Source organism: Kineococcus vitellinus, assembly GCF_009906315.1.
GTDB classification, from domain to species: domain Bacteria; phylum Actinomycetota; class Actinomycetes; order Actinomycetales; family Kineococcaceae; genus Kineococcus; species Kineococcus vitellinus.
Map to the genome: position 1 here is coordinate 1 of NZ_JAAALL010000343.1, position 4,236 is coordinate 4,236.

The 4,236-nt window shown below is 69.9% G+C and carries 4 protein-coding genes and 2 pseudogenes; 3 read left to right on the plus strand and 3 right to left on the minus strand.

All coding sequences use genetic code 11. From position 1 onward, the window contains the following. Positions 1 to 277: 277 nt before the first annotated feature. Both GTQ99_RS20450 and GTQ99_RS20455 read left to right on the plus strand, forming a co-directional pair. The gene (locus GTQ99_RS20450; protein WP_166617545.1) at positions 278 to 754 is read left to right on the plus strand and encodes an HIT family protein; all 477 of its coding nucleotides are present in this window, start codon (positions 278 to 280) and stop codon (positions 752 to 754) included. A 112-nt stretch (positions 755 to 866) separates the two neighbouring features. Next, entirely contained in the window at positions 867 to 1,334 is a 468-nt protein-coding gene (locus GTQ99_RS20455; protein ID WP_166617546.1) for a GNAT family N-acetyltransferase, read from the plus strand. Between the two features lie 529 nt (positions 1,335 to 1,863). On the opposite strand, the gene GTQ99_RS20460 is transcribed toward GTQ99_RS20455, so the two are convergent. Next, entirely contained in the window at positions 1,864 to 2,487 is a 624-nt protein-coding gene (locus tag GTQ99_RS20460; RefSeq protein ID WP_338075154.1) for a TetR/AcrR family transcriptional regulator, read from the minus strand. Positions 2,488 to 2,568: 81 nt separating this feature from the next. On the opposite strand from GTQ99_RS20460, the gene GTQ99_RS20465 reads away from it, so the two are divergent. Beyond that, on the plus strand, positions 2,569 to 3,294 hold the full coding sequence (locus tag GTQ99_RS20465; protein WP_166617547.1) for an SDR family oxidoreductase: 726 nt from the start codon (positions 2,569 to 2,571) through the stop codon (positions 3,292 to 3,294). Between the two features lie 395 nt (positions 3,295 to 3,689). Here the strand turns inward: GTQ99_RS20465 and GTQ99_RS27680 are convergent. Together GTQ99_RS27680 and GTQ99_RS27685 are read right to left on the minus strand one after the other, a co-directional pair. After that, positions 3,690 to 3,886, minus strand: a pseudogene (locus tag GTQ99_RS27680) (transposase); the annotation flags it as partial. Continuing rightward, a pseudogene (locus tag GTQ99_RS27685) lies at positions 3,887 to 4,084 on the minus strand (transposase); the annotation flags it as partial. It abuts the pseudogene before it with no gap. Positions 4,085 to 4,236: the final 152 nt, after the last annotated feature.

Consider the following 4,236-nt stretch of genomic DNA (forward strand, 5'->3'; position numbering starts at 1 on the left):
CGCCACCGCACGACCCCGAGACAAGATCGTGAACGACTCCCCCGCCTCAACCTCCGCCAACACCTTCGCGTACTCGTTCCGCAGCTCGCGCGCATTGATGCTCCGCATGGCTACATCGTAGCCACCAGCGGCTACACATGCCATGACCCCCCACCGCCACGTCCAACCCGATGCTCTGGCCGCAACGTCCGCTCATGTCGAAGAGCGGTCCACCAGGAGATCCACCTGATCATCAATCGGGTAGCACCCGGCTCGACGTACTGGAACCGTCGCGCCCATGACACCGACCGCGACCGCGGCAGCCCAGGAGTGCATCTTCTGCGCCATCGCCCGGCACGAGGCTGAAGCCAGCGTGGTCCACGAGGACGAGAGCGTCGTGGCCTTCATGGACCGCTACCCCGTCACCCCCGGGCACCTCCTGGTCGTGCCGCGCCGTCACGCGGTGGGCCTGGAAGACCTGGACAAGATCACGGGTGGTCAGGTCTGGGCGGTGGCTCACGACCTGGCCCGCACCTTGCGCCGCTCGACGTTCCACCCGGAGGGGATCAACCTCTTCCTGTGCGACGGCGAAGCCGCCTTCCAGACGGTCCCCCACCTCCACCTGCACGTCATCCCCCGCTACACCGGGGACGGCTGGACCGTCGAGAACCTCCCCAAGACGCTGGACCGGGACAGGCAACGCCTGGACGAGGATGCGCAGCAGATCAGAGCGGTCTCTGCTCATCGCACGGGCGGCCACCCACCCGGCGCCTGAGGCTCGTTGACGTCTTCACGGTCATCCCGCAACGCGGTCGTGAGTCGGCAACCGCACGGGACCTCCAGCGACCCGCGCAACCCGAAGATCATCGATCGGTAGGGTGCCGACCATGAGCGACGTGCGCGAGGTCCCCGCCGGGCAGACCCACCTAGCGGCCGCGGCGATGCTGGCCCTGCGCCCGCGCTGGAACGACCGCGACGGCCTGGTCGAGGTCATCGACACCCAGCTACGCCCGGGCGGCTACCGCCTCATCGGCGTCTTCCCCGACAGCGTGGACGAGGCCGAAGAGGCCGGCTGGCAAGCCGGCGAAGCAGTCGCCACCGCCGGCTTCCGCGAAGTGCGTGCCCTGGCGTGGGGGCACCACCTCTACGTCGACGACGTTTCCACCCTCCCCCAGGCTCGCGGCAACGGCTACGCAGACCAGCTGCTGACCTGGCTCGAAGCAGAGGCACGGCGCCTGGGCTGTGAGGGACTGCACCTGGACTCCGGCGTCGGAGCTGACCGTGCCACCGCCCACCGGCTGTACATGCGCCACCAGCTGCGCATCTCCGCCCACCACTTCGAGAAGACCCTGTAGCAACCTGCACCTCGACATGAGCGGACCGCTCGACGACTTCGCGGCCATCCCGCTGGCCGAGCTGCTGAGGACTCAGCGGCCATCTCGATCCGCGCGCGTGCGCAGGCGGGTGGATGCCTCAATGCTCGGAGCGCAGTGACAACCCTTCCCGGGTCAAGGCTTCCTTCAGCATCGACAGCACCCGAGGTCTCAACCCTGTGCATCCGCGGCAGGTCGGCCTTCCGTGGGCGGCTTCCATGATGCAGGGAGCTCACTCCTGCAGCCGCCAGTGCCCGTAGCGCCGGGCGGCCGATGCCGGCGGGAAGGTCGGGCGTCGACGGGTCGGGCGCTGAGGCGTCGGGTGCCATGTCCACGCGCGCTCCTCGAGCGAAGAGTGCCAGCGCCTTCGTGGACCTCTACAGCACCAGCTTCCCATCGGCACCTCGGCACCCCGGCAGACGTGCCGAGGCGACTTCACGCTCATGACGACGTGCGGATGCCATACCGGAGGTCACGTCGAGCCCCGCCGGAACACTCAGGAGGACTCAGCTCAGGCGAGGATCCCGGCCGTCGCCATGCCCACCCGGCGGCGGGTGGCCACCTCGTCGTCCTTGAAGCGGTCCACGGCCCACGACAGCGCAAGGACCAGTTCGTAGACCTCCTCGGCGCTGATCGCGCCGGGGGTCTTCTCGCTGACTCCCGCCCGGGCCAGGAGGGCTGCCGTCTGCTGCAGCAGGGGGTTGCACGCCGACTGAACCGGTGAGGTGGTGTCCTCGTGGGCGGTGGCCAGGCAGTAGGGCAAGTCGTGCCAGATGCGCAGCCGCCACGTCAGCAGCACCAGCCACTCCCCCAGCGCCGCGCGCGGGGTGAGCGTGCGGGAAAGCTCGTCCGCCTCAGCCAGGGCCTCGGTGATGCTGTCCTGGATGACCGCTGCCAGCAGGTCATCGCGGGTGGGGAAGTTGCGGTAGAGGGTCGCGTTGCCGACCCCGGCGCGGGCGGCGATGCCGTCCAGCGAGGTCAGCACACCCTCCACCTCGAAGGCCTCGCGCGCCGCGCGCAGGATCGCCTCGCGGTTGCGCCGGGCATCAGCGCGCAGCGGGCGCGGCGTGCCGCCGCTGTCCGCGGTGCGCAACCGCTCAGGTGCCCCATCAGCTCCTCGCGGTACGGGGACCACGCGCCCTCCTCCTTGACCAAGTGGGGACAATCCCCACATCATGGGCAGCGGGGACAGTCCCCACTTCACGGAGGAGTCTAGATGAACCACCCCCTCACCGGCCGCACCGTGCTCGTCACCGGCGCCAACGGCGGACTCGGCGAGCACTTCGTGCACCAGGCCCTGCAGCGCGGCGCAGCGAAGGTCTACGCCGCTGCACGCACCTCCCGAACCTGGAACGACTCCCGCATCACCCCGCTGAAGCTCGACCTCACCGACCCCGACGACGCCACCCGCGCCGCCTCCACCGCCGCCGACGTCGACGTGCTCATCAACAACGCCGGCATCGCCCCCGCCGGCGACTCCATCGCCGGCCCCGAGGACGACCTTCGCCGGATCTTCGAGACCAACTTCTTCGGCACCCTGCGCGTGGCCAACGCCTTCGCCCCCGTCCTCGCCACCCACGGCGGAGGCAGCCTGCTCAACGTCCTCTCCGCCGCGGCCTGGATCAACATCCCCACCGGCTACGCGGCCTCCAAGGCCGCGATGTGGTCAGCGACCAACGCCCTTCGGGTGCAGCTGCGCGCTCAGGGCACCCACGTCATCGGCCTGCTCGTCGGGATGGTCGACACCCCCATGGCCGCGGGCTGGGACGTGCCCAAGGTCAGCCCTGCCAGCGTGGTCACCCAGGCCTACGACGCCATCGCCGACGGCTCGCTCGAGGTCCTCGCCGACGACACCACGCGCCACCTGAAGTCGCAGCTGAACACACCCGCCGAGAAGCTCTACCCCTGGCTCGACCAGCAGCTGGCCTCCTTCGTCCCTTGAGCACCGGCTCGCGGGACGGGTGATTCCAGAACGCCAAACCGGACCACCCGTCCCCGCTGCCTCCCGCGGCGAGCTGCACGCCATCGTCCACGACCTCCCGCCCCCCGACAGGCGGCCAAAGCCCACCGCCAGATGGACGCCGGGGTGGTGGGGTCTGCCCCGACTTCACTTGACTTTCGTCGGTAGGGGCGGTCAGGCCGCGGGAGCGGCTGGGAGGAGTGTCTCGTACTCGATGGGCGTCAGGCGACCCAGCGCCTGCTGTCGGCGCCGGCGGTGGTAGGTCTGCTCGATCCAGGTGACGACGGTCAGGCGCAGCTCCTGCCGGTTGGCTCAGTGCCGGCGGTTCAGGGCGTTCTTCCGCAGCAGGCTGGAGAAGGACTCTCCCCTGCCGACGGAAGCCTCCCGGTCACCGCGACAGGTACTCCATCGGCGGCGAGGTCACGGACCAGCGGGGAGATCGTCTTGGGAGGACGTCGCGGGTGAAGTACGCCGTCGCCCGGCGCAGGATGTCGTTCTCCTGCTCCAGCTGCTGGATCCGGCGCCGCAGCTCCCGGTTCTCCGCCTCGAGGTCGGCGCCGGCGGCGGGAGCGCTGGTGGCGGCTGGCTGGCCGTCGTGCTGGTTGGCGGCCTTCAGCCAGCGGTTCGGGCGGGACTCGAGGATCCCGGAGGCACGGGCGATCTGCGCTCGTGACTGCCCGTCCTGCCAGGCCACGGCGACGACATCGCGGCGGAACTCAGCGGGGTAGGGCTTCCTCCCGGTGGTCGTCCTTCCGGCGAGAACCATGATCATCACGGGTCAGGAATCGACTGAAGCGAGGCAGATCCCGTCATGTCAACGGCACGTCATGTCCACGGCACGCGGTCGGCACCGCTGCGCGATCGTGGACGGAGGACGGGCACGTGCTGACGCCGTGCCGTCGACCAGGGCGCACCGAGGTGGAC